24 protein-coding genes, 1 tRNA gene and 1 other RNA gene are annotated in these 26,197 nt (G+C 69.2%); 19 read left to right on the plus strand and 7 right to left on the minus strand.

Annotation, left to right across the window (positions count from 1 at the left end):
- Positions 1-28 precede the first annotated feature (28 nt).
- The 8 genes from LRK53_RS16825 (at position 29) to cydX (ending at position 8,774) form a co-directional block, all read left to right on the plus strand.
- Positions 29-2,305, plus strand: a complete 2,277-nt coding sequence (locus LRK53_RS16825) for a DUF1631 family protein (protein WP_235642397.1) — start codon at positions 29-31, stop codon at positions 2,303-2,305.
- Positions 2,302-2,649: a PilZ domain-containing protein gene (locus LRK53_RS16830; RefSeq protein ID WP_027492896.1), complete on the plus strand. Its 348-nt coding sequence runs from the start codon at positions 2,302-2,304 to the stop codon at positions 2,647-2,649. The genes LRK53_RS16825 and LRK53_RS16830 overlap by 4 nt, the downstream gene beginning before the upstream one ends.
- Before the next feature lie 277 nt (positions 2,650-2,926).
- Positions 2,927-4,057: an IS5 family transposase gene (locus LRK53_RS16835; protein ID WP_235642382.1), complete on the plus strand. Its 1,131-nt coding sequence runs from the start codon at positions 2,927-2,929 to the stop codon at positions 4,055-4,057.
- Positions 4,058-4,229: 172 nt separating this feature from the next.
- Positions 4,230-5,546 (plus strand): Xaa-Pro dipeptidase, encoded by a 1,317-nt coding sequence (pepQ, locus tag LRK53_RS16840; RefSeq protein WP_027492247.1) that lies wholly within the window; start codon positions 4,230-4,232, stop codon positions 5,544-5,546.
- Between the two features lie 118 nt (positions 5,547-5,664).
- Positions 5,665-5,895, plus strand: coding sequence for a cytochrome oxidase putative small subunit CydP (gene cydP, locus LRK53_RS16845; RefSeq protein WP_027492248.1), 231 nt, complete (start codon positions 5,665-5,667; stop codon positions 5,893-5,895).
- Complete coding sequence (locus LRK53_RS16850; protein WP_027492249.1) at positions 5,892-7,463, plus strand: cytochrome ubiquinol oxidase subunit I; 1,572 nt, start codon at positions 5,892-5,894, stop codon at positions 7,461-7,463. Before cydP ends, LRK53_RS16850 begins: the two co-directional genes overlap by 4 nt.
- A 10-nt stretch (positions 7,464-7,473) precedes the next feature.
- Positions 7,474-8,604: a cytochrome d ubiquinol oxidase subunit II gene (gene cydB, locus LRK53_RS16855; protein ID WP_027492250.1), complete on the plus strand. Its 1,131-nt coding sequence runs from the start codon at positions 7,474-7,476 to the stop codon at positions 8,602-8,604.
- Positions 8,605-8,633: 29 nt separating this feature from the next.
- Positions 8,634-8,774, plus strand: a complete 141-nt coding sequence (cydX, locus tag LRK53_RS16860) for a cytochrome bd-I oxidase subunit CydX (protein WP_008435083.1) — start codon at positions 8,634-8,636, stop codon at positions 8,772-8,774.
- 16 nt (positions 8,775-8,790) lie between these two features.
- Here cydX and LRK53_RS16865 read toward each other — a convergent pair whose 3' ends face one another.
- Both LRK53_RS16865 and LRK53_RS16870 read right to left on the minus strand, forming a co-directional pair.
- Positions 8,791-10,134, minus strand: a complete 1,344-nt coding sequence (locus tag LRK53_RS16865) for an aminopeptidase P N-terminal domain-containing protein (protein WP_027492251.1) — start codon at positions 10,132-10,134, stop codon at positions 8,791-8,793.
- Positions 10,131-10,694 carry a UPF0149 family protein gene (locus LRK53_RS16870; protein ID WP_027492252.1) on the minus strand — a complete coding sequence of 188 codons (564 nt, stop codon included), beginning with the start codon at positions 10,692-10,694 and terminating at the stop codon, positions 10,131-10,133. The genes LRK53_RS16865 and LRK53_RS16870 overlap by 4 nt, the downstream gene beginning before the upstream one ends.
- A gap of 97 nt (positions 10,695-10,791) precedes the next feature.
- Here LRK53_RS16870 and LRK53_RS16875 point away from each other — a divergent pair, with 97 nt between their 5' ends.
- From LRK53_RS16875 to rpiA, 6 genes are all read left to right on the plus strand, one after another.
- The gene (locus LRK53_RS16875) at positions 10,792-11,031 is read left to right on the plus strand and encodes a TIGR02449 family protein (RefSeq protein WP_037089350.1); all 240 of its coding nucleotides are present in this window, start codon (positions 10,792-10,794) and stop codon (positions 11,029-11,031) included.
- An 8-nt stretch (positions 11,032-11,039) separates the two neighbouring features.
- Entirely contained in the window at positions 11,040-11,351 is a 312-nt protein-coding gene (locus tag LRK53_RS16880) for a cell division protein ZapA (protein ID WP_008435090.1), read from the plus strand.
- A 64-nt stretch (positions 11,352-11,415) separates the two neighbouring features.
- Positions 11,416-11,602, plus strand: a non-coding RNA gene (gene ssrS, locus LRK53_RS16885) — 6S RNA.
- Positions 11,603-11,668: 66 nt separating this feature from the next.
- Complete coding sequence (locus LRK53_RS16890) at positions 11,669-12,289, plus strand: 5-formyltetrahydrofolate cyclo-ligase (protein WP_235642398.1); 621 nt, start codon at positions 11,669-11,671, stop codon at positions 12,287-12,289.
- Positions 12,290-12,300: 11 nt separating this feature from the next.
- Entirely contained in the window at positions 12,301-12,738 is a 438-nt protein-coding gene (locus tag LRK53_RS16895; RefSeq protein ID WP_221174189.1) for an EVE domain-containing protein, read from the plus strand.
- Between the two features lie 34 nt (positions 12,739-12,772).
- A complete protein-coding gene (gene rpiA, locus LRK53_RS16900; protein ID WP_027492255.1) occupies positions 12,773-13,414 on the plus strand; it encodes a ribose-5-phosphate isomerase RpiA in 642 nt (213 codons plus the stop codon).
- Positions 13,415-13,457: 43 nt separating this feature from the next.
- Here the strand turns inward: rpiA and LRK53_RS16905 are convergent, their stop codons facing one another.
- The 4 genes from LRK53_RS16905 to rplM all read right to left on the minus strand — a co-directional run bounded on the left by LRK53_RS16905 (position 13,458) and on the right by rplM (position 16,544).
- Entirely contained in the window at positions 13,458-15,428 is a 1,971-nt protein-coding gene (locus tag LRK53_RS16905; protein ID WP_235642399.1) for a chloride channel protein, read from the minus strand.
- A 197-nt stretch (positions 15,429-15,625) separates the two neighbouring features.
- Positions 15,626-15,700, minus strand: a tRNA-Gln gene (locus tag LRK53_RS16910).
- 12 nt (positions 15,701-15,712) lie between these two features.
- Positions 15,713-16,105, minus strand: coding sequence for a 30S ribosomal protein S9 (gene rpsI, locus LRK53_RS16915; protein WP_008435098.1), 393 nt, complete (start codon positions 16,103-16,105; stop codon positions 15,713-15,715).
- A gap of 10 nt (positions 16,106-16,115) precedes the next feature.
- Positions 16,116-16,544 (minus strand): 50S ribosomal protein L13, encoded by a 429-nt coding sequence (gene rplM, locus LRK53_RS16920; protein ID WP_008435100.1) that lies wholly within the window; start codon positions 16,542-16,544, stop codon positions 16,116-16,118.
- A gap of 251 nt (positions 16,545-16,795) precedes the next feature.
- Between rplM and coq7 the strand changes: the two genes are divergently transcribed.
- A complete protein-coding gene (coq7, locus tag LRK53_RS16925; RefSeq protein ID WP_027492256.1) occupies positions 16,796-17,437 on the plus strand; it encodes a 2-polyprenyl-3-methyl-6-methoxy-1,4-benzoquinone monooxygenase in 642 nt (213 codons plus the stop codon).
- Between the two features lie 98 nt (positions 17,438-17,535).
- Here the strand turns inward: coq7 and LRK53_RS16930 are convergent, their stop codons facing one another.
- Complete coding sequence (locus LRK53_RS16930) at positions 17,536-20,034, minus strand: S8 family peptidase (RefSeq protein WP_235642400.1); 2,499 nt, start codon at positions 20,032-20,034, stop codon at positions 17,536-17,538.
- Between the two features lie 283 nt (positions 20,035-20,317).
- On the opposite strand from LRK53_RS16930, the gene LRK53_RS16935 reads away from it, so the two are divergent.
- From LRK53_RS16935 to LRK53_RS16950, 4 genes are all read left to right on the plus strand, one after another.
- Positions 20,318-21,160: a DUF6689 family protein gene (locus LRK53_RS16935; RefSeq protein WP_027492257.1), complete on the plus strand. Its 843-nt coding sequence runs from the start codon at positions 20,318-20,320 to the stop codon at positions 21,158-21,160.
- Positions 21,161-21,260: 100 nt separating this feature from the next.
- Complete coding sequence (locus LRK53_RS16940) at positions 21,261-22,172, plus strand: FHA domain-containing protein (protein ID WP_081666590.1); 912 nt, start codon at positions 21,261-21,263, stop codon at positions 22,170-22,172.
- Positions 22,169-25,468, plus strand: coding sequence for a serine/threonine-protein kinase (locus LRK53_RS16945; protein ID WP_027492259.1), 3,300 nt, complete (start codon positions 22,169-22,171; stop codon positions 25,466-25,468). Before LRK53_RS16940 ends, LRK53_RS16945 begins: the two co-directional genes overlap by 4 nt.
- A complete protein-coding gene (locus LRK53_RS16950; RefSeq protein WP_027492260.1) occupies positions 25,465-26,196 on the plus strand; it encodes a sensor histidine kinase in 732 nt (243 codons plus the stop codon). Before LRK53_RS16945 ends, LRK53_RS16950 begins: the two co-directional genes overlap by 4 nt.
- Position 26,197: the final 1 nt, after the last annotated feature.

Genomic DNA, 26,197 nt, shown 5'->3' on the forward strand with positions numbered 1-26,197 from the left:
GCTTCGGGGGATTCACCAGGGTTCATGCATGGATGTCGGGCACGATCGACGTCATTCGTCCGCGTTGCATCAGGGCAGCCGCATCGGCAATGCGCATTGGCCGGCGCGTACGCAGCGCCTGCTGGAAGCCAGCTGCCATCAGTGCGTGGACGGCTTGCAGGAACCCCTGCGGCGCTGCCTGAGCGAGTTCGAGAAGCAGCTTTTCGCGCAAGCCGAGCGCGCGCACCATGCCGGCGACCAGCAGGACTGCTTCTCCAGCCGGCAGCGTGTGCTGCAGGGCCGCGCCGCCTACACGCAACGTTTCGTCCTGCATATCGGCAGCGCGTTCAACGGCATCGACAGCGCCCGGTCCGCGCCGGCCGCCGCCAGCCCCAAGCCGTGGCAGACGCTGGCGCTGGTCGACCCCGGCGAGCAGGAAGTGTCGATGAGCCAGGAACAGCTGGGCGTCCGCGGCGAGGTGCGCCACGCCAGTGTGCTGTACGAGCTGGGTCATCGGCTGGCGGTGCTGATCGGTGCACCGCCACTGGAGGGGCTGGCGCTGCCGCTGGGTCCCTACGCGCTGGCCCGGGCCTGCCACGAGGCGGGGGCGGAGCTGGAACTGCCGCTGAAGCACCAGTTGATGCTGCTGCAGCACTTCGACCAGTGGGTGATCCAGGCGCTGGCGCCGATGTACGACGTCATCAATGCGCACCTGCAGGGCGACGGCATCCTGCCGCAACTGCGCAGCATCCCCATCCCGCGCCACGTCGGCAAACGATCGCGCCCTGTTGCCAGCAGCGGAGCTGCAGCGGCCAGCGAACCGGCTGCCGCGCCCACCGGCGCACCCCACACCGGCGTCAGCGCCGGCAGCGGCGCGCCGATCGAGGTGCTTGAATCCCTGCGCGACCTGCTCGCGCGCCAGCGCGCCAGCCAGAGCGGGGTCAGCGGCCAGGCGGCCGGCCGCGCCGCCAGCGAACAGGAGCTGCAATCCGCGCTGGGCGCGCTGCAGCAACACCTGGCCCAGCTCACCGACCAGGCCGGCCGTGAACTGCGCAGCGCGGCACGGCTGCGCGAGGAGCTGCTGGCCCAGCTCAACGCCGGCAAGCCCGGCGACGCGCCACGCACCCGCCTGAGCGATGAGCAGAGCGACAAGGTCGAACTGGTCGCGCGGCTGTTCGAACAGCTTGGACAGCAGCTGCAACGCGGCGGCAACGCCCGCCAGCTGCTCGGTGACCTGCAACTGCCGGTATTGCGCATGGCGGTGACCGACCGCGGCTTCTTCGAGCAACGCGAGCATCCGGCGCGCCGGCTGCTCGACACGGTGACTGCCGCCGCAAACGACTGGCTCGACGGCAGCGACGACGAGAGCAACCGCCCACTCGCCAGCAAGCTCGAGCAACTGGTCGCCCGCGCCAGCCGGGAACCGCCCAGTGCGGGGCTGTACACCACGCTGCTGGCCGACATCGAACACCACCTGGCCCTGCTCACGCGCAAGGCGCAGGCCGCCGAACGGCGCCACGTGGAAGCCGCGCAGGGGCGCGAGCGGCTGGACCAGGCCCGCCACCGCGCCGGCGAACTGATGGCCGAACGCTTCGCGCTGTCGCCGCCGCGCGGCCTGTTGCGCGCCCTGCTCGACCGCGCCTGGTCCGACGTGCTGGCTCTGACCCTGCTGCGGCATGGCGAGGACAGCGAGGCGTTCGACACGCAACTGGCGATCACCGACCAGTTGCTCGGCCGCCTGCCGGTGGGCGACCGCCGGCAGCTGCAGGCGGAGGTGGAAGCCGGCCTGCAGCGGATCGGCATGCACGCCGAGGAAGCCGTGCAGGTGGCGCAGCGGCTGCTCGGCGCGGGTGCCCCCGACCCTGTCGGCGAGCTGCCCAGCGCCACCGACCTCGCGCTGCGCCTGAAGCAGCATCAGCGCCTCGGCGAATTGCAGTCCGCTCCGCCGCAGAAATCGGCGCTGGCGCCGCCGGCCGCGGCGCCAGAGCCCAGCCCGCGTGAACGGGACATCGAACAGCACCTGCGCCAGCTGCCGTTCGGCAGCTGGTTCGAGTTCGTCGACCCGGCCAGCGGGCGGATCGCCCGGCGCAAGCTGGCCTGGTACTCGCCGGTCTCCGGGCATTGCCTGCTGGTCAGCCAGCGCGGCCAGCGCGGCGAGGAGACGAGCCTGGCGCAGCTGGCCCGCGAGGTGGCCAGCGGTCGCGCCTGCGAAGTACCGGCGCAACCGGAGAGCCTGCTCGACCGCGCCTGGCGCAGCCTCACCGGCAGCCTGCGCCAGGCCACCGCGCCACGCCGCCACGCCCCGCCGGAGGACGCACACCGATGAGCAGCAGCGACCAGCGCCGCGCCGAACGCAAGCGCGCCAGCGCCAACGCCGTGGTCACCGACGCGATCAGCGGCCTGCCGATCGGCCACCTGGGCAACCTGTCGATGACCGGCATGCTGCTGATCGGCGCGCAGGCGCCGCGCAGCGAAGCGTTGTACCAGGTCAGCCTGACGCTGCCCGGTGCGGAGCGGATGCTGGCATCGTCGCAACCGATCGAAGTCGGCATCCAGGAGCAGTGGCATGAAGCCGCCGCCAGTTCGGGGCAGATCTGGGCGGGCTACCGCATCGTGGCGATCACCGACGCCGACGCCGCGCGGATCGAGAGCTGGCTGGCGCAGGACTGAGAGGTTGTGATTTTTTCAACCTCTCAGGCCAGCCGCGGCGAGGGCATGGCGAGGGCATGGATGCCCGAGTTGAGGCAACCCAGGAGCGGTTGCCCGACGGCCGAACATGAAACAGTCACGCCAGTGACTGTTTCATGTGAGCGGGTCCGGGCGTGTACCGGACTCGCGATCGAAGAAAACCACGGGATGTGGTTTTCTTCACAAGCTCTGAGAGGGTGTCGACAAAACAAAAATAGGCTGCGAACATGCCGTAAACAGGCACTTTGGGCGGGTTTGAATGAGCAAGACCGAGGCGACGCCGGTGAAACGAGGGCGCAAGCCGAGCCTGAACGCAGGGCATGTCACCGCCTTGCGTACCATCGTGAAGGCATCGCCGCACGCGACCTTGGACGAGGTGACCGGCGCGTTGCGTGAGCAAACGAAGGTCAAGGTCTGTTCGGCCACGGTGCGCAAGGCGCTGCGGCAGGCCGGTATCCACAAGGCGAAGCCTGCCATCGCCAAGCCGGAACCCACGCCGGCGGATGGTGCACCCCAACGCTATGGCTATACGGCAAGGCATCGGCGCAAGGAAGGTGCCAGCGGCATGAACACCGACCTGACCGACGCGGAATGGGCGTGGGTGGCTGACTTGTTCGAGCGCGATGGCGGGCAGGGGCGGCCCGTAAGCTATGCGCGCAAACGCGTCGTCGACGCCTGTTGTTATGTGGTGCGCACGGGGTGCGCCTGGCGCTTGCTGCCCAAGAGCTTCCCGCCGTGGGCCAGTGTCCACAAGACGTTCAGCCGCTGGGCGAAGGCCGGTTTGTTCGAAGCCATGCATGATCGTCTGCGCGCCCAGTGGCGGGAACGCGAAGGCCGCAAGCCCGAGCCCACGGCCGGCGTGATCGACGCACAAAGCAACCGCAGCAGCGCGCAAGGCGGCATGACTGGACGCGACGCCGGCAAGAAGGTCAAGGGTCGCAAACGCCACCTGTTGGTGGACACGCTCGGGTGGTTGTTGGCGGTGAGCGTGACCGCCGCCAGTGTGCAGGATCGCGATGCCGCGCCCGCCGTTGTGGATCAAGCCGTTGCCAAGGTTCCTGGACTGCTCAAGCTCTATGCCGACGGCGCCTACGCCGGCAAGTGCAAGGAAGGCATCGAGGCCGCGCACCCGAGCTTGAAGGTCGAGATCGTTCGCCACCCGCAAAACCGCAACACGGGATCGTGGCAGGGTGCACAGCTTCCGCTACTGCCCGACCCCGTGGCCAAAGGCTTCGTCGTCCTTGCCAAACGCTGGGTTGTTGAGCGCACTCATGCCTGGAACGAGCGCGCCCGGCGACTGATGGTGCACCATGATCGCTCCGCATGGGCGCCGGTGGCTTGGGTCTGGTTAGTCGAAGCGCGTATCCTCGCCACTAGACTCGCAAGCTGATTGTTTTGTCGACACCCTCTGAGCCGCCTCCGCCCGTCGTTCGCTGGCGGGCAGCGCGCGTACGCGCGATCATGGTCACCTGTTTCCCCTTCCCCGTTCACGGGCCGCGCCGGCGCCCGCGCGACGCGGCCACTGGCCGCCGCCGATCCGCCCGCGCCGCCGAGGAGTCACCATGCACGAGCAGGCCGCCCCGCTGTATCCGCACCACCTGGCCACCCTGCGCGAGCGCGCCGACAAGGCCCTCGCGCTGGGCGGCTTCGACCACCTGCTGGTCGCCGCCGGCACGCCGCTGCGCAAGTTCCTCGACGACCAGGACTACCCATTCATCGCCAACCCGCACTTCAGGCACTGGCTGCCGCTGGACGGCGCGCCGGGCAGCTGGGTCGCGTACACCCCGGGGGCGAAACCGAAGCTGGTGTTCGTGCAGCCGCGCGATTACTGGCACGTAGTGCCGGAAGCGCCGCGCGGCTACTGGGTCGAGTACTTCGACATCGTCACCGTGCGCAGCGCGGCGGAAGCCGTCGCGCAGCTGCCGGCCGGCAGGTGCGCGGTGATTGCCCCGGCCTGCCCCGGCATCGACGGCGTGGAGGTCAACAACCCGCCAGCGGTGCTCGATTACCTGCACTGGCACCGCTCGTACAAGACCCCGTACGAGTTGGCGCTGATGCGCGAAGCCAGCCGCATCGGCACGCGCGCGCACCGCGCCGCCGAGGCCGCTTTCCGCGCCGGCCGCAGCGAGTTCGGCATCCACCTGACCTACCTCGCCGCTGCGCGCCAGATCGACGCCGAACTGCCCTACGCCAGCATCGTGGCCCTGAACGAACACGGCGCGGTGCTGCACTACACGCACTTCGACCGCACACCGCCGCATGAAAGCCGCTCGTTCCTGATCGACGCCGGCGCCAGCGCCGCCGGCTACGCCAGCGACATCACGCGCACCTACGCCGCGCCCCACGCGGCCGAATTCCAGGCGCTGATCGACAGCCTCGACGCCGCCCAGCAGGGTTTCGTGGCGAAGGTGCGCGCCGGGCAGAGCTACCCCGAGCTGCACATCCACGCCCACCACGTCATCGCGGGCGTGCTGCGCGAGCACGGCTTCATCCGCATGAGCGCGGAAAGCGCGGTCGAGTCCGGCGTCAGCAGCGCGTTCTTCCCGCACGGCCTGGGCCACCCGATCGGCCTGCAGGTGCACGACGTCGCCGGCTTCCAGCAGAGCGAGCACGGCGGCAGCATCGCGCGCCCGGACGGCCACCCGTACCTGCGCATGACCCGCGTGCTGGAACCGGGCATGGTGGTGACGATCGAGCCCGGCCTGTACTTCATCGACATGCTGCTGGCCGAACTGCGCAACCAGCCGGTCGCCGCCGACGTCGACTGGGCGAAGGTCGACGCGTTCCGCCAGTACGGTGGCATCCGCATCGAGGATGACGTGGTGTGCACCGACGGCGCGCCGGAAAACCTCACGCGCGACGCGTTCGCGCTGAGCTGAGCCGGACCATCGCGACCGACACCGCGCCCGGTACCAGCCTCCGCTGCGATATTCGTCCACACCGCGCCTACATCCGTGCGGCGTATGCTGACGAACAGGTGATGCACGGATCCGTAGCATGTCCGGTCCCGCGATTTCCAGCGTTCCGCCCGCAAGCCTCCGGACGGCACCACGTCCGCTGCGGCGGCTGACGCTCGAGCTGTTCGGCATTGTCGCGCTGAAGCTCGCGGCGCTCACGCTGATCTGGTGGGTGGTGTTCGCGCCGCAGCCGAAACCCGACGTCAGCCCGGCTGCGGTCGCACAACGACTGGCCCCTGCCTCGCCCGCACCGCCGGAAGCCCAGCCATGATCCTGATCGACGCCGACGTGGTCACGTTGTCGCGCCTGCAGTTCGCGCTGACCGCGCTGTACCACTTCCTGTTCGTGCCGCTGACGCTGGGGCTGGTGTGGATGCTGGCCATCATGGAAAGCGTCTACGTGATGACCGGGCGCGAAGTGTGGAAGCGCATGGTGCAGTTCTGGGGCGTGCTGTTCGGCATCAACTTCGCGATGGGTGTGGCCACCGGGGTGACCATGGAATTCCAGTTCGGCATGAACTGGGCGTACTACTCGCACTACGTGGGCGACATCTTCGGCGCGCCGCTGGCGATCGAGGGGCTGATGGCGTTCTTCCTCGAAGCCACCCTGATCGGCGTGTTCTTCGTGGGTTGGGACCGCCTCTCGCGGATCAAGCACCTGCTGGTGACCTGGTTCCTCGCGCTGGGCACCAGCCTGTCGGCGCTGTGGATCCTGGTGGCGAATGCGTGGATGCAGCACCCGGTGGGCTCGGCGTTCAACCCTGCCACGATGCGCATGGAGGTCACCTCGTTCTCCGAGGTGCTGTTCAACGCGGTGGCGCAGGAGAAGTTCGTGCACACGGTGAGCGCCGGCTACGTGCTGGGCGCGATGTTCGTGCTGTCGATCAGCGCGTGGTACCTGCTGCGCGGGCGCAACGTGGACTTCGCCAAACGCTCGATGACGGTGGCAGCCAGCTTCGGCCTGGCCGCGGCGCTGTCGGTGGTGGTGCTCGGCGACGAATCCGGCTACGGCGTGTCGCTGAACCAGAAGATGAAGATGGCCGCGATCGAGGCGATGTGGGAGACCGAGCCGGCGCCGGCCCCGTTCACCGTGTTCGGCCTGCCCGATATGGGACAGCGCACCACCCGTTACGCGCTGAAGATCCCGTGGGTGATGGGGCTGATCGGCACCCGCTCGCTCGACCAGACAATGCCCGGCATCAACGAACTGGTGAATGATGCGAAGGGACGCATCGGCAACGGCATCCAGGCCTACGACGCGATGCTGATGCTGCGCCGGAACAAGGACGACGCACAGGCGAAAGCGACGCTCGCTGCGCACGACAAGGATCTCGGCTACGCGCTGCTGCTGAAGAAGTACGTGGACGACCCGCGCCGGGCCACGCCGGCGGACATCCAGCAGGCCGCCGACAGCACCATTCCGAACGTGCCGGTGCTGTTCTGGTCGTTCCGCATCATGGTCGCCTGCGGTTTCTATTTCATCGCGCTGTTCGCACTCTCGTTCTGGAAGGCTAGCAAGCGCACGCTGGACAGCCAGCGCTGGTACCTGCGGCTGGCGCTGTGGAGCCTGCCGCTGCCGTGGGTCGCCATCGAGCTGGGCTGGATCGTGGCCGAGTACGGCCGCCAGCCGTGGGCGATCGAGGGCGTACTGCCCACCGCGTTGGGCGTGTCGGCGGTGAGCACGGGGCAGGTCCTCACCTCGCTCGGCGGCTTCGTGCTGTTCTACACCGCGCTGGCGGTGGTCGACGTGGTGCTGATGCTGAAGTTCGCGCGCAAGGGGCCGGACGGGCTGGGCATCTGGCCGCCGGCGACCACCGTCCTTTCCTCCGACCGGCCCTGAGGAGATCGCCATGCTCGACTACGCGATGTTGCGGGTGATCTGGTGGGCCTTGCTGGGCACGCTGCTGATCGGTTTCGCGATCATGGACGGCTTCGACTTCGGTGTCGCCGGCCTGCTGAAGGTGCTCGGGCGCGACAATGAGGAACGGCAGGTGCTGCTGGAAGGCATCGAGCCGACCTGGGAAGGCAACCAGGTGTGGTTCATCCTGGCCGGCGGCGCCACCTTCGCGGCGTGGCCGATGCTCTACGCGGTGTCGTTCTCCGGCATGTACTTCGCCATCGCGCTGGTGCTGCTGGCGCTGATCCTGCGCCCGGTCGGCTTCAACTTCCGCGGCAAGATCCACGACGCGCGCTGGGCCTCGCTGTGGGACTGGGTGCTGACCGGTTCCGGGCTGGCGGTGATGCTGCTGGCCGGCGTCGCGTTCGGCAACCTGTTCCTCGGCCTGCCGTTCCGCCTCGACGACGACCTGCGCATGAGCTGGCATGGCGGCTTCCTCGACCTGCTGCATCCGTTCGCGCTGCTGTGCGGACTGATCTCGCTCGCCATGCTGCTGGCGCACGGCGCGTGCTTCGCGGCGTTCAAGGCCGACCACGCGATCGCCGCGCGCGCGGTGGCGATCGCGCGCTGGACCACGCTGGTGTTCGCCGCGCTGTACGTGCTGGCCGGCCTGTGGCTGGCCTGGGGCGTGCCCGGCTACGCGATCGTCGGGCCGGCGGCGACCGCAGGCGTCTCCAACCCGCTGTTCAAGCAGGTCGCGGTCGGCGGCAGCTGGTTCGCCAGCTACCTGCAATTTCCGTGGTTCTGGGCCGCGCCGCTGCTGGCGCTGGCCGCGGCGGTCGGCGTGCAGGCGCTGGTGGGCCGACGCAACATGGCAGGCTTCCTCGCCAGCAGCGTGATGGTCGGCGGCACGATCGCCTCGGCCGGCTTCGCGCTGTTTCCGTTCCTGCTGCCGTCCAGCCTCGACCCGCGTTCCAGCCTCACCGTGTGGGACGCCTCGTCGAGCCGCGGCACGCTGCAGCTGATGCTGGTAGCCACGGCGGTATTGCTGCCGGTGGTGATCCTCTACACCGGCTGGGTGTACCGGGTGATGCGCGGGCGGGTCACGCTGGAACAGGTGCGCAAGGCGCACGGCGGTTATTGAGTGCGCAACGAACCGGAGGTGGTCTGACTATGTGGTACTTCTCATGGATCCTCGGCCTGGGTCTGGCCTGCGCCTTCGCGATCCTCAACGCGATGTGGTACGAGCTGCACGCCACCGACGAGGCGAACCGCCAGCGCGAGGATTCCGAACTGCCGGACGCGCTGACCTAGCGACGCCCCAATCCGTTCACCCGCGTGCGGCCAGCAGCGCCTCGATCGCCTCGGGTTCCTTCGGCACCGCGGCGCTCAGCACCTCGTGGCCGTCGCGGGTCACCGCCACGTCGTCCTCGATGCGGATGCCGATGCCGCGCCAGCGTTCGGCCACCGAGCGGTCGTCGGGCGGCACGTACAGGCCCGGCTCCACCGTCAGCACCATGTCCGGTTCGAGCAGGCGCGATTCGCCGTCGACCCGGTAGTCGCCCACGTCGTGCACGTCCAGCCCCAGCCAGTGGCCGGTCTTGGCGGGGAAGTAGCGCTGGTAGCTGCCGCTCGCAACCGCCTCGTCGGCGCTGCCCTTGAGCAGGCCCAGTTCGCACAGGCCCTCGGCCAGCACGCGCACCGCCGCCGTGTGTGCGGCGCCGAACGGCCGCCCCGGCCGCACCTCCTCGATCGCCGCCAGCTGCGCGGCCAGCACCACTTCGTACAGCGCGCGCTGCTCGCGGCTGTAGCGGCCGTTGACCGGGAACGTGCGGCTGATGTCGGACGCATAGCAATCCAGTTCGGCGCCGGCGTCGATCAGCAGCAGTTCGCCGGCACGCAGCGGCGCGCGGTTGCTCTGGTAATGCATCACGCAGGCGTTCGCGCCGCCGGCGACGATCGGCGGGAACGCCGCCACCGCGCCGCGGCTGCGCACCACCCGCAGCAGCTCGGCCTCCACCTCGTACTCGTGGCGGCCCGGCGTGGCGGCCTGCATGCCGGCCAGGTGCGCGTCCGCGGCGACCGCGGCGGACGTGCGCATCAGCTTCAGCTCGGCGCGCGACTTGTACAGGCGCAGGTCGTGCAGCAGGTGGCCGAGCGCCACGAACTCCTTCGGCACCACGCCGCCGCCGCGCAGCTGGCGCAGGCGGCGCATCCAGCCGAGCAGGTGCGCGTCGAAATCCGGCTCGCGGCCGAAGTGGCAGTACACGCGGCTGCGCCCTTCGATCATGCCGGGCAGGATGTCGTCGATGTCCTCGATCGGGAAGGCGTCGTCCAGCCCGAAGTCGGCCACCGCCCGCTCGGTGCCGATCGACGGGCCGTGCCAGCGCTCGCGCGCCGGATCATGCTCGCGGCAGAACAGCACCGCCTCGCCGTGCCGGCGCCCCGGCAGCAGTGCCAGCATGGCGTCGGCCTCGGGGAAACCCGCCAGGTAATGGAAGTCCGAATCCTGCCGGTACGGCCACGCCGCGTCGGCGTTGCGCATGCGTTCGGGCGCGGCGGCGACCAGCACCACCGCATCCTCGCCGGCCATCTGCATCAGCTGGCGGCGCCGTCGCGCGAACTCCTCTGCGCCGATCGCCAGCGCAGCCAGTTTCGAGGCATCAGGGATCAATGCACGCGGCCGCTGGACGACGGGTCGGGCGCCGCGCATTCGGCGTACAGCAACATCGCCGCGACGCGCACGAACTCCTGCACCTCGACCAGCGCGTCCTCGTCCTCGTCTTCATCGCCGAAATCGAACGACGAGGCGGCCACCGTGCCGAGATCGCGCAACACCTCCTGCGCCTCCTCCGACAGCTGCGCGTGCGCCGCGGCGCCAGCCAGACCGAAACCGCCCAGGAAACCGCGGCACCAGTCGACCATCGCCTCGGCGCGTTCGGCCAGCGGGCGGTCGTCTTCCGGCAGCAGCGGCTCGAAGCCCAGCTCGGCATCGGCCAATTCGGCTTCGCTCTGCCGGGCCAGCCGGTCGAGCAGGGCCAGGTCCTGCGCGCCGACGTCGGCGACCTCGCCATCCAGTTGCAGCGCGGCCAGCACCGGGCTGCCGCGCAACGAGCCGCCGCCGGCCAGGTAGCCGCTCAGCGAGCCATGCAGCTCGCTGCCCGTGGTGCCCAGGCGCAGACGCCCGACCAGCGCGTCGATCTCGTCGTGGCCCACGAATTCGGGTGCCGCCATGGCGATGCTCCTGCAGGAAATGGCCGCCAGTCTAATGCAGCCCGGCACCGCCACCGAGCCGGCTGTTTTCCGCCGGCGTCCTGTTATAGTTTTGGACATGAGCACGCCCGAACCCGTCCAGACCGATCCGGTCCATCAAGAGCTGGCCGCCTTGGCCCGGCAGCTTGACCGGCTGCTCGATACGGTGCGTCGCCTCACCGAGGAGAACCGCAGCCTGCGCCAGAGCCAGGAACAGTTGTCCGGCGAGCGCGCCGGCCTGCTGGCGCGCAACGAGCAGGCCCGCAGCCGCGTCGAGGCGATGATCCAGCGGCTCAAATCGCTAGAGAACAACGGTTGAGCGTGCCCATGTCCAGCAGCAGTGAACCGGTCGCACTGCGACTGATCGACCGCGAATTCCTGATCGCCTGCGCGCCGGAAGAGCGCGAGGGCCTGCTCGAGGCCGCCGGCTTCCTCGACCGCAAGATGCGCGAACTGCGCGCCAACGCCAAGGCGCCGAGCTTCGAGCGGCTGGCCGTGCTTACCGCGATCAGCGTGGCGCACGAATTCCTCAGCCTGCGCAAGCAGCACGACAACCAGGAGCGCCGCCTCAGCGACGGCCTCGCCACGCTGCGAAGCAAGCTCGATGCCGCGCTCGACGGCGAACCGCTGCGGCGCTGAACAGCGGTCCGCACGCTCGCCGGCAGTGGCACATTCCGGAACAAGCGCCTAAAATCGGCCCCGGCGTTTTCTGCGATGTGCGCCAGCACGCCGTTACATTTGCCTTGTTCCTAAATACGGCCCCGGGTCGGCTTCACATCGGCTGTTGTGCATGTCCGCCACGTGCGGAAAGCCTTGAGGCCATGTAGCTCTCCCACCTGATCCATCGTGGATCAAGGTCGTTCGGCGGGCAGCGGCATCGCGGTTGACGCCACTCATTCCCCCGCCCCGTTCGTCCAGCGACGAACGGGGCGCACCACGACGGAGTTGCGCGCACCGTGGACGCCCTCGCCCGACGACGCGAGCTTCGCCAACGCCTGGCCGACCAGCGTCGCGCCCTGCCGCCGACCGAGCGCATCGCCGCTGCCCAGGGCCTGCGTCGCAGCCTTGAGCAGCTGCCCGAATACCTCACCGATACCCGCGTGGCCGGCTACTGGGCCAGCCACGGCGAGCTGCCGCTGAATCTGGCGATCGCGCCGCTGGCCGGCCGCGGCCAGCAGTTCCTGCTGCCGGTGATCACGGCGGGCCGACAGCTGCGCTTCGCGCCCTGGCAAGCCGGCGACGAGGTGCAGCCGAACCGCTACGGCATACCCGAGCCGGTCGCGCCGGGTGAACTGCTGGAGCCGTTCCAGCTCGACCTGATACTGGTGCCGCTGCTCGGCTTCGATCGCCACGGCCACCGGCTCGGCCACGGCGGCGGCTACTACGACCGCAGCTTCGCCTTCCTCAACGAGCAGGTACGCCCGACCGAACCGCTGCTGGTCGGCATCGCCTACGCGTTCCAGGAACTGCCCGCGATCGAAGAGGCGGAATGGGACGTTCCGCTCGATTTCGTCGCCACCGAGCGCGAACTTATCGACTGCCACGCGCCAGCCCCCCACCCGGAGACCGCCGCGTGAACCACTGGCTGATGAAGTCCGAACCGGACGCGTTCTCGATCGACGACCTCAAGCGCAAGAAGCGCGAAGCCTGGGACGGCGTGCGCAACTACCAGGCGCGCAACTACATGCGCGACGACATGCGCCCCGGCGACAAGGTGTTTTTCTACCACTCCAACTGCGCCGTGCCCGGCATCGTCGGCATCGCCGAGGTCGCCACCGACGCTTACCCCGACCCCAGCCAGTTCGACCCCAAGAGCAAATACTTCGACCCCGGCAGCTCGCGCGACAACCCGCGCTGGATGCTGGTCGACGTGAAGTTCGTGAAGAAGCTCAAGCGCACGATCAGCCTGGACGAACTGAAGGGCCACGACGCGCTGGCCGACATGCCGCTGTTGCGCAAGGGCAACCGGCTGTCGGTGATGCCGGTCGATGCCGCGCACTGGAAATACATCCTCGCGCTGGAATGAGCGCTGCCCGACCCTCTTTCACCGGACCCCATCCATGAGCAATGCCAACGAAAAACGCCTGGCCGGCGAAGCCGCGATCCGCTACGTCGAGGATGGCGCCATCGTCGGCGTCGGCACCGGCTCCACCGTGGCGTTCTTCATCGACGCGCTGGCCGACCTGAAGCAGCGCATCCAGGGCGCCGTGTCCAGCTCGGAGCAGTCCACCGCGCAGCTGAAGAAGCTGGGCATTCCGGTGCTCGATCTCAACGCCACCGGCCCGTTGACGCTCTACGTCGACGGCGCCGACGAGTGCGATCCGTACAAGCGGCTGATCAAGGGCGGCGGCGCCGCGCTGACCCGCGAGAAGATCGTCGCGGCGGCCAGCGAGAAGTTCGTCTGCATCATCGACTCCAGCAAGCGGGTCGAGCTGCTCGGCAAGTTCCCGGTGCCGATCGAGGTGATCCCGATGGCGCGCAGCCTGATCGGCCGCGAGATCGTCAAGCGCGGTGGCCAGCCGGTGTGGCGCGACGGCGTCACCACCGACAACGGCAACTGGATCATCGACGTGCACGGCTGGCAGATCGTCGACCCGGCCGCGCTGGAGAGCGAGCTGAACCAGCTGCCCGGCATCGTCACGGTCGGCCTGTTCGCGCGGAGGCCGGCGGACGTGGTGCTGATCGGCGACCGCGAGATGTGAGGCGTGGGCGGCCCGGCGCAGCGGGCCGCCGCCTCTGTCTGCCTCAGCGCTTCTTCGAACCGCGGGCGTGCCCGTAGCCTTCCATCAGGTCGCCGGCAGCCTGGCGTGGTTTCAGGCCGTCGCGGAAACGCAGGTGGCGCGAGGACTCGCGCGCCTCGCGCAGGCGCCGCGCATGGGCAGCAAGGATGTCGCCGCGGGTGAGGATGCCCACCAGCCTGCGCGAGTCGTCCTTGCCCACCACGATCAGCCGCCCCACCTTCTCGGCCACCATGTGGTCGGCCGCCTCGCGCAGCGAGTGGTTCTCGTTGACCGCGATGGGCTCGCGCGTCACCAGCTCGCCGAGGGTCTGGGTGTAGTGCCACTGCGGATCGAGCAGGGTGCGCCTGGTCAGCACGCCGTACACCCGGCCGCTCTCGTCCACTACCGGGAAACCCTGGTGGCGCGTCTCCGGCGCGCCGTCGTTGAGCCAGGGGCGCACCTCGGCCAGAGTCTGGCTGGTCCTGAGCGTCACCACCTCGCGTGAACACACGTCGCCCACCGCCACCTGTTCGAGGTAATCCGCCGCGTACTCGGAGGGCACGCGCACGCCGCGGCGGGCGATTTTCTCGGTCATGATGGTGTTGCGCATGATCAGCGCGGAGATCAGGTAGGCCGCAGTGCAGCCGCCCAGCAGCGGCAGCAGGCAGGCCGGCTGGTGCGTGGTCTCGAAGGCAAACACCACCGCCGTCAGCAGCGCGCGCGAGGAGCCGGCGAAGATGGCCGCCATGCCCACCAGCGCTGCGATACGTGGGTCGATGGCCAAAGCCGGCAGGACATGATCCAGGCCGATGCCGATCACCGCCCCCAGCGAACCGCCGATCATGAACAACGGCGCTAGCGTGCCGCCGGACGTGCCGCTGCCCAGCGCGATCACCCAGGAGATGAACTTCAGCGCGCCGAAGCTGAGCAGCATGGCAAGGCCGAAGTGGCCCTGCACCAGCGCGTCGATGTTGTCGTAGCCCACGCCCAGGGTGCGCGGCTCGATCCAGCCGACCACGCCAGCCACGAGCGCGCCCAGCGCCGGCCACCACATCCAGTGGATCGGCAGCTTCTCGAACAGGTCCTCGACGCCGTACACCGCCTTGGTCACCCACACCGAGGCATAGCCAACCAGGCCGCCGATCAGGACGAAGCCGATCAGCGCCCAGCCGCCCGGCTGCGGCACCACGGGCATGGGGAATACCGGCTCCGCGCCGTAGGTCGCGTAACGCACGCCGACCGCAGTCACCGCCGCCAGCGCCACCGGGATCAGCGAACGCGGGCGCAGTTCGAACAGCAGCAGTTCCACTGCCAGCACCAGCGAGGCCACCGGCGCACCGAACACCGCCGCCATGCCGGCCGCCGCGCCGGCGGCCAGCAGCACCTTGCGCTCGTTCGCGGTGACCCGCAGCAGCTGCCCGATCAACGAACCCATCGCGCCGCCGGTGGAGATGATCGGACCCTCGGCGCCGAACGGACCGCCGGTGCCGATGGCGAAGGCCGAGGACAGCGGCTTCAGCCAGGTGATCCGCGCCGGGATGTTCGACTCGTTGGTGAGGATCTGCTCCATCGCCTCGGGAATGCCGTGGCCCTGGATCGCGCGCGAGCCCCAGCGCGCCATGATGCCCGCCAGCAGACCGCCAATGACCGGAACCAGGATGACCCAGGCGCCCAGCTGGTTGCCCGCCGGCGACAGTACGAACGAGCCGCCGCGCGCATGCGGGCCGATCACGTCCGACACCCGGCCGTAGAAGCACAGGTCGGTGATCAGGTTGATGGTGAGCATCAGCAACTGCGCGATATACGCCGCCAGCACGCCCAGGATCACCGCCAGCACGCTGATCAGCAGGATGCGGCGGGTGACCAGGGTTGATTTGCGCGGCATCCGCGCCGCGTCCAGCGAAAGGCCGAGGGCCGGGGCAATCGGCAGCGCATCGGTGCTGCCTACCGTGCGCACGTCGGTGTGCGCCACGGGGGTGTCGGTGGCTCGCGTCATGGGGTGACCATGGAGGAAATTGGAAATTTTACGCTGCCGCGATGCGTAACCGAAGAGGCGGGACGCCAGAATGGCGGCGAAATTTCCTGCGGATTCATGCGGTTCGCCGCACCCGGGTCGCCACAACGAAGAAGCCCGCCAAGAGGCGGGCTTCCGATTCGGCGCCATGCATGCTGGCGCGTGATGGCATCTGGATTTGGCAGCCCCGGATGGATTCGAACCACCGAATGCCTGAGTCAGAGTCAGGTGCCTTACCGCTTGGCGACGGGGCTATGGAACTTGGCTTAGCGCTTCGAGAACTGCGTGGCGCGACGTGCCTTGTGCAGACCGACCTTCTTGCGCTCGACCTCGCGGGCGTCGCGGGTCACGAAGCCGGCCTTGCGCAGCGGCGACTTCAGGCTTTCGTCGTATTCGATCAGCGCACGGGCGATGCCCAGACGGATCGCGCCGGCCTGGCCGGTGATGCCGCCGCCGGCAACCGTCACCTTGATGTCGAACTTGTCGGTGTTCTGGGTCAGCTCGAGCGGCTGGCGCACGATCATGCGCGAGGTCTCGCGGCCGAAGAACTGTTCGAGCGACTTGCCGTTGACTTCGATTGCGCCCTTGCCCTTGCGCAGGAACACGCGGGCGGCGGAGGTCTTGCGGCGGCCGGTGCCGTAATTCTGCTGGGTTGCCATGCTCATTTCCTTAAATCTCCAGCGCCTGCGGCTGCTGTGCGGTATGCGGGTGCTCGGCACCGCCGTAGACCTTGAGCTTGCGGTACATCTCGCGGCCCAGCGGGTTCTTCGGCAGCATGCCCTTGACGGCGATCTCGATCACGCGCTCCGGGTAGGTGGCCAGCAGGTCCTTCAGGCTGGTGGTCTTCAGGTTGCCGACGTAGCCGGTGAAGCGGTGGTACATCTTGTCGTCCAGCTTGGCGCCGGTGACCGCCACCTTCTGCGCGTTGATCACCACGATATAATCGCCGGTGTCGCAGTGCGGGGTGTATTCCGGCTTGTGCTTGCCGCGCAGACGACGGGCAATTTCGGTCGATAGGCGACCGAGCGTCTTGTCCGTGGCATCGACCACGAACCAGTCGCGCTTGACGTTGTCGGCATTGGCGCTAAACGTTTTCATTTCAGAATACCTGTCTGCCGCCGTGAGGCGGTACGCATGATTCAGGAAGCATGCTTCGGTGGAACAAAGGCGCGAGATGATAGCGGAGCCGTCATCCACGGCGCAAGCCCACCGGCCGGCGAGCTGTGAGCTGGCAATGATAGCATGACCACCGGACCGCTTGAAAAGCCCCCACCATGCGGGCCACCTGCCGCAGACGGTGGCGGCGAGGCATCCACCGGCCTCGGGTCCGAACCACTGCTGGAAATCCTATGGACATACGCACGCTGAGCCACCTCGACCGCCTGCTTGCCGGCTGCGAACGCGCGCTGGAAGCGATCGCCGGCACGCCCGCGGCGCACCGCCGCTCGCCCGCCACCGGCCTCGCCGAGGCCGCGCTCGACGATGCCGAGCGCCGACACGCCGCCGGCCTGATGCGCGTCAACCATACCGGCGAGGTCTGCGCGCAGGCGCTGTACCTCGGCCAGGCTGCGCTGGCGCGCAACGCCGACAACCGCCAGCACCTGCTGCATGCCGCCGTCGAGGAAACCGACCACCTGGCCTGGTGTGCCGAGCGGCTCAAGCAACTGGACAGCCGCCCCAGCCTGCTCAACCCGCTGTGGTACGCCGGCAGCTACGCGATCGGCGCCGCCGCCGCACTGGCCGGCGACCCGCTCAGCCTCGGCTTCGTAGTGGAAACCGAGCGCCAGGTGGAAGCCCACCTGGCCGAGCACCTGGAAAAGCTACCCGCGCAGGACCAGCGCTCGCGCGCGGTGTTGACCCAGATGCAGTCGGACGAGATCCGCCACGCGCAGGCCGCGCAGCAGCGAGGAGGCGTTGACCTGCCTGCCCCGCTGCCGACGTTGATGCGGTTCAGCTCGCTGGTGATGAAAGCGGTGGCCTACCGCGTATAGGTCCGGGTTCCCGCGGGGCACGAGCCAGCGCCACAAAAAATGCGGCCCGGGGAGCCGGGCCGCATGGCAGATCCAAAACGCTTCGCGGACTCTCCGGCCTACTTGCCGCTTTGGTAAAGCGAGAGATAGCGACCGGCGGCGACGGCATAGGCCGCGCGGGTGACAGAAAGGCCCGGATCGAAATAGGCATGCAGGGTCGGCTGCAGGTCATACGGACCCTGGACCACCGCGAAGCGCGCATTGATGACGCCGCGATCCAGCGCCAGCTGCACGTAACCGCGCAGGTTGGCCGGAATCGAGGCCGCATCGTCGAGCGGGATGCGCCGTCCGTCGTAGAACGCGGTGAGGTCGCCAGTGAACGAACGCGCCTCGTTCTGCAACGCCAGGCTTTGCACCAGGGAATAGGCGAGACCGAGCCGACTGACACTGTCGTTCGGCCGGAACGTGGCGTTCGGCTGCAGCGTCATCACGCCGTCCTGCTTGTTGCTCAGATCGCGCAAGGCGCCCCCGCTGGCGACGGCCGACTCGGCAAACGGATACACGCTGTCGCTGGTACCGACATCGGTAAAGCTGCGCTGGCCGGAGAACGGCAGGTACTGGCGCACGCTGGTGCCCATCAGCAGGTATTGCGCCAGCTCGCCGCGCTTGAGGAACTGGTCGGGACGGAACTGCCCATTCGGGTAACCGTCGACGAGGCGGTTGGCCACGGCGAACTGGATCGCCGACTTGGCCGGATGGTTGGCGATGTCGCCGAGTCCGGTGTAACCGCCGCTGTTGAGGAAGCCGATCTCGCCGTTCACCGTGCCGGGCGCCGCATAGCCGTTGGTGACCTTGGCCGGATCGAGGGCGACGCCGGAAACCGAACCGATGCCGCGCACGGTGACGCGCCACACGCCCGGCTTGGCCGGCGCGCCGGTGGTCACCGTGTCGCCGAGCACCGGCAGCGCGATCGACGAGCCGTAGCGCACGCCGTCCGGATCGATCAGCACCAGCGCGAGGGTGTTGGCGTCGATGGTGGCGCGCGCGCTCACCCAGGCCGTCTCCGGCCCGACCGTGAAGGACTGCTCGCCCACCGGCCCGATCGGCGCGAAGTTCACCGAGAACGGTACCGGCGGCGGCCCCGCGACCAGCACCTCGCTGCTGTTGAAGCTGTTCAGCGCGTTTACGGTCGCACCGAAGCCACCGCGCACGCCGGCGGCCTCGGCCACCGCGGTGTAGGCGTTGATGTGGCCGGCGCCCGCCTCCCACGGCAGCCGTCCGGTCATGTTGGTGGCGGTGCGCGTGACGATGTCGCGGACATTCGCCGGGGTCAGGTTCGGGTTGGCCTCGAGCATCAGCGCGACGATGCCCGCCACGTGCGGCGTGGCCATCGAGGTGCCGCTCATCACGGTGTAGAACGGCAGTTCGGCCGGCGCAAGCGTCGCCGCGTCCTTTTCAGCCGCGAGTGCCGGCAGCGTGCCCGTGCTGTCGCGGGTGGAGACGATGTCCACGCCAGGCGCCACGATGGTCGGCTGGTTGATATAGGTCCACTGCACGCCGTCCGGCATCTTGAAGGTACCGGACTCGCCGCGCTTGCCGCGCGAGGAGAACCCGGTGAGCACGCCGTTCTTCTCGCCGGCGCCCACCGAGATCACCCATGGCGCCTGGGCGTAGGGATTGTGAGTGTCTTCGCCCGGGCCGTCGTTGCCTGCGGCGAACACGCTGACGATGCCGCGCTTGTAAAGTTCGTAGCTGGCGATGTTGACCGGATTCAGTGGATCAAACTTGCCCGAGCTGCCCCAGGAATTGCTGGTCACCCGGATCGGGTTGCGGAAGCTGAACTGGTTGGTCGCGGCGTAGTCGAGGCCACCGACCGCGTCGAGGATGAGCAGCACGGCGCCGGAGCCGTAGCCGACCAGGTCGGCCCCCGGCGCCACGCCGCGATACAGGCCGTTCGAGCGGGCGCCGGTGCCGCCGATGGTGCCGGCGCAATGGGTGCCATGGCCCGAGCCCCAGTCGGTGTTGGGCACGCCCTCGACATAGGTGATCGGCAGCATCGAATCGAACGAGGCGAGGTTGGTCACGCCCTGCGTGTTCTGCACCAGGTGCGGGCCGTACTGCAGGTCCATGTGGGTGCCGTCGACGCCGGAATCGTTGACGACCACGCTCACGCCCTTGCCGCTGAACGGGATCGCGCGGTGGTAGTCGGCCGGGTTCTCCACCGTGCGCGCGGCGCCGGAGATCTTGCGCGCCTCACTGTTGAGGTACTGCAGCGGGGCGTTGAAATAGATCGAAACCACGTCGCTGCGCGTGGCCAGCGCGCGGATCTCGCCAGGGGTGGCCAACGCGCCGGCGATCGGCAGCGTGCGCATGGTCACGCCCCTGTCGATGCCAAGCGCCTGGAGCGCGGCAACCTGCTCGGCGGTGACCGGGCCGGACTGCTGGTAACTGATGACGACCTGCAACTGGTCCGTGGGGGCGGCAACGCCCATCTTCGTCAGCAGCTGCGGATCAAGCTGGGCATCGGCCAGCGCAACGCCGCTGGCCAGCAGGCCTGCCGCCACGGCACAGAGGCGGAAGGTCCTGCGTTTGACGTTTGGAACAAACCTGGACGACATGGTGATGGCTCCGGAAATTCGCCCGCCGGGATGGGGCGCTTTTTGGAGTATCCCGGCCGGCATGGCGGCTTCTCCATCCGGGATTGCACCCATCCGCCACAGGGGAAATCACTCACGCCGCCCTGTCATTGGCATCCCCGCAGCCATGCACTCGGAGCGCCAGACGCGCGCGTACTGAGTGAACTCCCCTATTGGCGCCAGCGGACCGGATCGGCTAGGTTCAGGCGTCCGCACGATTTTTCGAGCGCCTGCCGTCACCGGCGCCGCATTCAGGAGGCCCGCCATGCCGAAATCCGCCCTTGCAGCCAAGCTGGTGTTTGGCTTGGCCCTTTGCCTGTGCGCCCCGCTGGCCTTGGTGCAGAACCTGCCGGTCACCGTCGCGGTCGCCGGCAACGTAGCGACGGCGCGGGTCGACCTGCCGACCCAGCAGACGCTGGCCGAAGTGATCCTGACTTTCGACGACAGCCTGGGCTTGAGTCCCGACAGTCTCGGCGTGAGTGCGCAACTGGTGGACCTGTCCAGTCCGGCGCTGCTGGCGCGGCTGCCCAATGCGGGCCTGAACCGGCTCGATCCCTCGTTTCCGCTGATGGTCACGATCGAGCCGCCGGCACTGGGTGGGCTCAGCTTTCAGCGCACCGTGCGCGTCGAGGTGCATACCCATGCGCTCACCTACGCGGCCGGAAGCCAGCTGCGCCTGTTCAAGGCACCGCTGAACGGAAGTTTCCGCGACATCACCGATGAGATTGCGCCCGGCAGCGTGCGCGCACGCGGCACCACCGGAGGTTTCTCGCAGTTCCTGGTGCTGACCGATGCTCGCCCCAGCAGCGAGGTGGTGGCCGACAAGTTCGACCGGCTGCAGTCGCTGATCGCGGCGCTGCCGCTGTCCGAACGCGGACCGCTGCAGATGAGCGCGGACGCGGCGCAGAGCGCCGTCAACCAGGGGCAGTTCGGCGACGCCCTGAACTCGCTCGATCAGCTGCGCGCACGCGTGGCGAGCCGGGCCGGCACGGCGATTCCCTCGCAATGGCGGGCCACCCGGGATACCGACAACCAGGCCGGCGAACTGCTGGCCGCCACCTCCACGCTGGCCTTCAGTATCGGCTACCAGCGCGATTTCGGTCGCTGAAGGGTTCGCCAGCGCGAACGTGGGTCTGGACGGCGCATGGGCTTCGCCGGGCCTTGTGCGGTCGCCTGTGCACGCGAATGCCGTGCGCTAATATCGCCGCATGCAGGCACGGCTGACCGCATTCGTCCCAGATCACGCCGCCCTCACCCGCCCCCTCGGCCCGGGTGACCGGTTGCGGATCGGTCGTGCCGACGACAGCGGTCTGCGGCTGGAACACCCATCGATATCGCGCATGCACGCCGAACTTTTCGCCAGCGACGGACGCTGGCAGCTGGCCGACCTGCACAGCAAGAACGGCAGCTTCGTCGAAGGCGCCCGGATCGACTCCGCGGTGATCGACACGTCCTGCTGGCTGCGCTTCGGCGACGTCCACTGCGAGTTCGCGCTGCTCGACGGCGCCGCGGCGGAAGCGGACGCCAAACGTCGCAGCGAACGCCGCCTCACGGCTACCGCATGCACCGCCCACCTGGACGCGATCGCCCGCAACGACAGCACCGATGATGCCGCCTCCGGCCAGTCGCTGCCCGACGCCAGCCTGCGTGCGGTGGCCGAACTCGCCGGCTGCAGCCGGGGCTTCCTGCTGGTCGACACGCACGGCCGCCACCGCGTCCTCGCCGCGCTCGCGCTGGAACCGTCGCAGATGATCGGTCGCGAATTCGCCGGCAGCCTCAGCGCAGTCACCCGTGCCATCGAGCAACGCCGCGCGGTCGTCTTCAACGACATCGGCGGCGATGCGTGGCCCGGCGCCTGCGCTTCGGTCGTGCAGGGCGGCTTGCGTACGCTGGTCTGCCTGCCGCTGCTGGACGGCGACCGGGTGCTGGGCGCGATCTACGCCGACCGCCGCGAAGCAGGGCCACCGCTGACCACGCTCGACCTGGAACTGCTGGAGGCATTTGCCGAGCGCACCGCGCTGTGGCTCATCGCGCATCGCGCGCGCGAGGACCTGGCCATGGTCCCGCCCACGCCGCTCGACTGGAACAGCATCCTCGGCGAGAGAATGCTGGAGACATGACGAGCGAGCCGACCGCCACTGGCATCTATGCGCACATGAACCTGGCGCCCGGCACCATGCTTGCCGGGCGTTTTCGCATCGAGGCGCTGCTCGGGGTGGGCGGCATGGGCGTGGTCTACCGCGCCCATGACACCGCGCTGGACGTGCCGGTCGCGCTCAAGCTGTTGCGGCCCGAGTTGGCGGCGCGGCCGGATGCGTTCGAACGATTCCGCCAGGAGCTGTTGCTCGCGCGCCAGGTTTCCAGCCCGCAGGTGGTGCGCATCCACGACCTCGCCCAGCACGATGGCCACTGGCTGATCAGCATGGACTACGTCGACGGCGAAGGGCTGGACCGGCGCATCGACCGTGGCGCGCTGCCGCTGGAGGACGCGCTGCGGATCACGCGGCAGATCGCTCTCGGCCTGCAGGCTGCGCATGCCCGGCAGGTGGTGCATCGCGATCTGAAACCGGCCAACGTGCTCATCGATCGCGAGGGCAACGCGTACATCAGCGACTTCGGCGTGGCCCGTTCGCTCGCCAGCAGCGGCCTTACCCTGGCCGGTACGGGCGCGGTGATCGGCACTCCCGACTATCTCTCCCCGGAACAGGCCCGTGGTGATCCGGTGGACACGCGCAGCGACCTGTATGCGCTGGGCCTGATCCTGCGCGAGATGCTGACGGGCACGCCTGCGTTCCAGGGCGCCACCGCCGCCGAGGCGATCGCCCAGCGACTGGTCCGTACCCCGTCGCCGGTCACCCGCGAACGCCCCGACGTGCCGACCTGGGTCGCCCGGCTGATCGAACAGCTGCTGCGACCGCGCCCGGCGCACCGATTGCCGGATGCGGCCGCCGTGATCGAGGCCATCGACCGCCGCGCGATGCCGCCCGACCTGCGCGCGCATCGTCGCGCCTGGCTCGCCACGGCGGCCTTGCTGACCACGATCGGTGTCGCCGGCACGCTGTGGTGGATGCCGCACGACAAGGCGGCCGGCATCGCCGCCGCGCCGCCGCTCCACCGGGTGCTGGTGTTGCCGTTGCGCGGCGCGGCGCTGCCGGCGCCGCGCGTGACCGCGCTGGACGCCTACCTTCGCGCAACCCTGTTCGCACTGCCCGGCGTCGCCAGCGTCGATGCCGACCGGACCCTCCAGGCGCTGCGCCAGCTGGACGCCGCCGGCAGCGCCCCCGACCCCGCCACGCTGCGCCGCCTTGCCGTGGCCGACCGCACCCTGTCCCCGGATCTGCGCCAGCGCGACGGTCACTGGTACGTGCACGCCGAGCTGCGCGGGGACGACGGCGTACCGCAAACCGTGGACGGTCCGCTGGCCGCGGATACGGTTGGCGCCCTGCACGCCTGGCTCACCGAGCCGGCCCTGGCCAAGGCGCTCGGCGCACCTGCGCCCGCATCGGAGCTGAAACTACCCACCGCCATAGCGACGCTGGATACCTTCGGCGCGGTTCTGCAGGCGCGTGAGAAAAACGACATCCCCGCCGCACTGACGGATTTGCGCGCCCTCACCCGGCATGAACGCGACGACCCCGAGCTGTGGCGCACCCAGCTCCGCCTGGCGCAGGCGATCGGCGAGCGCGATGTGGCGCTGGAGGCGATCGAACACGGGCAGCGCGCGGCCAACGCCGGGCCTGCCCGGCTGCAGCGCGTGTTCGCCGCAGAACGCGCGCTGTCCGACGGCGACGTTCCGGCTGCGATCACGCAATGGCGTGCGCAACTGGCCGAAACGCCCGACGACACCCTGGCCGATCTGCAACTGGCGCGAGCCCAGGGCGGCGGCGGCGATTTTCGCGCCGCCATTGCCAGGCTGTCGCAACTTACTGCCCGCGACAGCGACGATCCGCGCGCCTGGTTCGAGCTGGGCAAGTTCTCGATCCTGCAGGGTGAGGCGAGACGCGCCGTCGACGATTACCTGGTGCGCGCGCTGGTGCTGTACAAGCGTGGCCGCAACCTCTACGGGGTAGCGGAAACGACCAACGCGCTCGGCATCGGCTATGGCCGCCTCGGCCAGACCGCCAATGCCGAGGAGCAATACCGCAAGGCGGCGGCGCTGCAGCGCGACGTCGGCAACCGTCGCGGCGTGGCCACCAGCCTGCGCAATCTGGCCAACGTGCTGAGCCTGCGCGGAGCCTTCGACGAAGCCGGCAGCGCACTCGCGCAGGCCCGCGCGCTGACGGTCGAGCTCGACGACCGCGAAGGGTTGGCTGCCGTGGACAACGAACTGGGCGTGCTTGCCGAGGAACGCGGCGACTACCATGCAGCACTCGACGCCTACCGTCGTGCGTTGCAGGGCTGGCAGCAGGTCGGCGATGCGCATGGACTGGCCCAGGCACTCAACGACATCGGCTTCGCCAACTTCCAGCTCGGCCGCTACGACGACGCGCAGAGCTACTGGCAACGTACCGCGGAAAGCGAGGCCGGCCTCGGCGACACCGGCCGCATCCGCACCGGGCAGAACCTGGGGCTGCTGGCGGCGGCGCGCGGCCGCTGGCCAGAGGCGCGCAAGCTGCAGGAAGGCGCGCTGGCTGAAGCCGAAAAGCAGCAGATGCCCGAAGAGGCGGCCGTGAGCCGGCGCAATCTGGCCAAGCTCGCGTTGATGCAGGGCGACGTGGCCGGCTCGCTCGCCCAGGCCGACAAGGCCATCGCCCTGTTCAGCCAGCGCGGCGATCGGCGCGGCGAAGCCGACACCCGCCTGTTGCGCGTGCAGGCCTTGCTCGCCGCGGGCGCCGAGGCCATGGCACGGGGCGAACTCAAGGCGCTCGAAGGTACCGGCCCCGGCACCTCGCGCGAACAGCGTGCGGGGGTCGAGATCGTGCGTGCGCAGCTGGCCGTGCATGCGGGCGACCCGAGAAGCGCGGCTGCAGCCCTGGACGACGCGCAGCCATTGGCCGAGGCGTCGGGGGTACGCGAACTTCAACTGCGGGTAGCGCTGCTGCGCGCGCACCTCGACCCGCGCGCCGATACCGGCCTGGATGCTGCGACCGCCATGCTCGGCAATGCCGAGCTGCGGCTGGACTGGCTGACCCTGGCGATGCAACGCGCGCTCGCCGCGCTCGATGCGACGGCGGCAGTACGCGCCTACCGCGAGGCGGTCAACCTGATGCGCGGCAGCGAGGTGCTGGGAGCGCCACAGATCCACACCTTGGGCGCCAGCGCCCAGCGGCTGGCCGGCGACGGCGCCGGGGCGACGGCTGCCGAGCAAGCCGCGGCGGCGGCGCGGGCCGCCTTCCAGGCCACATTGCCCGACCGATTGCACGATGCAGGAAGTGCGCCGGCCCGCCGCACGGAAGCGGATGCCCCTATGCCATGACCCACGACACCCCGCCTCCTCCCGCCGAAGCCCACTTGCGCTACCAGCACCTGCTGCAGCGGCTCGAAGCGAGCGAGCGCGAATTCCGTCGCCTCGGCCGCTCGGTGCTGCACGTGCAGGAGGACGAGCGGCGTCGCCTCGCGCGCGACCTGCACGACGGCATCGGCCAGAACCTGACGGCGCTCAAGCACCGGCTCGCACAGATCGGCGACGCGCTGCCGGTGCAATTCGGGACGCTGCGCGCCAGCCTCGACGAGGCGATCGCATTGTGCGCCGACACCCTCGATGACACCCGCCAGCTCTCGCGGCTGCTGCGCCCGCCGATCCTCGACGACCTCGGCCTTGAACCGGCACTGCGCTGGCTGGCGCGCAGCCTCGGCGAAGCGGCCGGCATGGCGATCACCGTGGAAATCGAACCGATACCCGCCCTTGACGAAGAGTTGCAGACGCTGCTGTTCCGCATCGCCCAGGAAGCGCTCAACAACGTGGTCAAGCATGCCGGCGCGCGCAGCGTACTGGTGCACCTGGTCGAGCGCAGCGGCCGCATGCAGCTGCAGATCGTCGACGACGGCTGCGGCTTCGACCCGGTGCAGGCACAGGCTGCCGGCGGCACCGGCCTGGGCGGCATCCGTGAACGCCTGCAATTGTTCAACGGCCAGTTCGAGCTGCGTTCCGCTTCCGGCCACGGCACCCGTCTGCGCGCGGTCGTGCCGCTGGACAATCGCTGAC

Origin of the sequence: Rhodanobacter thiooxydans, from assembly GCF_021545845.1 — a bacterium.
In the GTDB taxonomy this organism is placed as follows: Bacteria; Pseudomonadota; Gammaproteobacteria; order Xanthomonadales; family Rhodanobacteraceae; genus Rhodanobacter.

Bases quoted from the DNA above. Each gene is read 5' to 3' on its own strand.
- LRK53_RS16825 (WP_235642397.1), top strand. From the start codon at position 29: ATGGATGTCGGGCACGATCGACGTCATTCGTCCGCGTTGCATCAGGGC.
- LRK53_RS16830 (WP_027492896.1), top strand. From the start codon at position 2,302: ATGAGCAGCAGCGACCAGCGCCGCGCCGAACGCAAGCGCGCCAGCGCC.
- LRK53_RS16835 (WP_235642382.1), top strand. From the start codon at position 2,927: ATGAGCAAGACCGAGGCGACGCCGGTGAAACGAGGGCGCAAGCCGAGC.
- pepQ (WP_027492247.1), top strand. From the start codon at position 4,230: ATGCACGAGCAGGCCGCCCCGCTGTATCCGCACCACCTGGCCACCCTG.
- cydP (WP_027492248.1), top strand. From the start codon at position 5,665: ATGTCCGGTCCCGCGATTTCCAGCGTTCCGCCCGCAAGCCTCCGGACG.
- LRK53_RS16850 (WP_027492249.1), top strand. From the start codon at position 5,892: ATGATCCTGATCGACGCCGACGTGGTCACGTTGTCGCGCCTGCAGTTC.
- cydB (WP_027492250.1), top strand. From the start codon at position 7,474: ATGCTCGACTACGCGATGTTGCGGGTGATCTGGTGGGCCTTGCTGGGC.
- cydX (WP_008435083.1), top strand. From the start codon at position 8,634: ATGTGGTACTTCTCATGGATCCTCGGCCTGGGTCTGGCCTGCGCCTTC.
- LRK53_RS16870 (WP_027492252.1), bottom strand. From the start codon at position 10,694: ATGGCGGCACCCGAATTCGTGGGCCACGACGAGATCGACGCGCTGGTC.
- LRK53_RS16875 (WP_037089350.1), top strand. From the start codon at position 10,792: ATGAGCACGCCCGAACCCGTCCAGACCGATCCGGTCCATCAAGAGCTG.
- LRK53_RS16880 (WP_008435090.1), top strand. From the start codon at position 11,040: ATGTCCAGCAGCAGTGAACCGGTCGCACTGCGACTGATCGACCGCGAA.
- LRK53_RS16895 (WP_221174189.1), top strand. From the start codon at position 12,301: ATGAAGTCCGAACCGGACGCGTTCTCGATCGACGACCTCAAGCGCAAG.
- rpiA (WP_027492255.1), top strand. From the start codon at position 12,773: ATGAGCAATGCCAACGAAAAACGCCTGGCCGGCGAAGCCGCGATCCGC.
- LRK53_RS16905 (WP_235642399.1), bottom strand. From the start codon at position 15,428: ATGACGCGAGCCACCGACACCCCCGTGGCGCACACCGACGTGCGCACG.
- rpsI (WP_008435098.1), bottom strand. From the start codon at position 16,105: ATGGCAACCCAGCAGAATTACGGCACCGGCCGCCGCAAGACCTCCGCC.
- rplM (WP_008435100.1), bottom strand. From the start codon at position 16,544: ATGAAAACGTTTAGCGCCAATGCCGACAACGTCAAGCGCGACTGGTTC.
- coq7 (WP_027492256.1), top strand. From the start codon at position 16,796: ATGGACATACGCACGCTGAGCCACCTCGACCGCCTGCTTGCCGGCTGC.
- LRK53_RS16930 (WP_235642400.1), bottom strand. From the start codon at position 20,034: ATGTCGTCCAGGTTTGTTCCAAACGTCAAACGCAGGACCTTCCGCCTC.
- LRK53_RS16935 (WP_027492257.1), top strand. From the start codon at position 20,318: ATGCCGAAATCCGCCCTTGCAGCCAAGCTGGTGTTTGGCTTGGCCCTT.
- LRK53_RS16940 (WP_081666590.1), top strand. From the start codon at position 21,261: ATGCAGGCACGGCTGACCGCATTCGTCCCAGATCACGCCGCCCTCACC.
- LRK53_RS16945 (WP_027492259.1), top strand. From the start codon at position 22,169: ATGACGAGCGAGCCGACCGCCACTGGCATCTATGCGCACATGAACCTG.
- LRK53_RS16950 (WP_027492260.1), top strand. From the start codon at position 25,465: ATGACCCACGACACCCCGCCTCCTCCCGCCGAAGCCCACTTGCGCTAC.